Annotated in this window: 1 protein-coding gene; it reads right to left on the bottom strand. The window is 65.6% G+C overall.

What is annotated here, in order from left to right; genetic code table 11:
* A partial coding sequence (tuf, locus tag V8324_RS21935) for an elongation factor Tu (RefSeq protein ID WP_336422004.1) occupies positions 1-1,176 on the bottom strand: 1,176 nt, incomplete at its 5' end.

Raw genomic sequence — 1,176 nt, 5'->3', positions numbered from 1 at the left:
TTACACGAGGATCTTCGACACGACGCCGGCGCCGACGGTGCGGCCGCCTTCGCGGATGGCGAAGCGCAGGCCATCTTCCATGGCGATCGGCGCGATCAGTTCGACCTCGAAGGTCAGGTTGTCGCCCGGCATCACCATCTCCGTGCCCTCGGGCAGCGTCACCGTGCCGGTCACGTCCGTCGTGCGGAAGTAGAATTGCGGCCGGTAGTTGGCGAAGAACGGCGTGTGGCGCCCGCCCTCTTCCTTGGTCAGGATGTAGGCCTCGGCGGTGAACTTGGTGTGCGGGGTCACCGATTTCGGCTTGCACAGCACCTGCCCGCGCTCGACATCGTCGCGCGCGATGCCGCGCAGCAGCGCGCCGATATTGTCGCCCGCCTCGCCGCGGTCCAGCAGCTTGCGGAACATCTCGACGCCCGTGCAGGTCGTCTTGCGCGTGTCCTTCAGCCCGACGATCTCGATCTCGTCGCCCACGTTGATCACGCCGCGCTCGACCCGGCCGGTCACCACCGTGCCGCGGCCGGAGATCGAGAACACGTCCTCGATCGGCATCAGGAAGGGCTGGTCGATGGCGCGCTCGGGCGTCGGGATCCACTCGTCGACCGCCGCCATCAGCTTGCGGATCGACTCCTCGCCGATCTCCGGGTCGCGCCCTTCCATCGCCGCCAGCGCCGAGCCGGGGATGATCGGGATGTCGTCGCCTGGATACTCGTAGCTCGACAGCAGCTCGCGGATCTCCATCTCGACAAGCTCCAGAAGCTCGGCATCGTCGACCTGGTCGACCTTGTTCATGTAGACGACCATCGTCGGGATCCCGACCTGGCGGCCCAGCAGGATGTGCTCGCGGGTCTGCGGCATCGGGCCGTCGGCGGCGTTCACCACGAGGATCGCGCCGTCCATCTGCGCCGCCCCGGTGATCATGTTCTTGACGTAGTCGGCGTGGCCCGGGCAATCGACATGCGCGTAGTGACGGTTCTCGGTCGAATACTCGACATGCGCGGTCGAAATCGTGATCCCGCGCGCCTTCTCCTCGGGTGCCCCGTCGATCTTGTCATAGGCCTGGAAATCGCCGAAATACTTCGTGATCGCCGCCGTCAGCGTCGTCTTGCCGTGGTCGACATGCCCGATCGTCCCGATGTTCACATGCGGCTTCGAACGGTCAAACTTTTGCTTCGCCAT

The sequence above is a fragment of the Roseovarius sp. D22-M7 genome, assembly GCF_037083785.1.
Lineage (GTDB): Bacteria > Pseudomonadota > Alphaproteobacteria > Rhodobacterales > Rhodobacteraceae > Roseovarius.
Note: the sequence above shows the minus strand (reverse complement) of the source record. Positions and strands in the feature narration are given on the sequence as shown.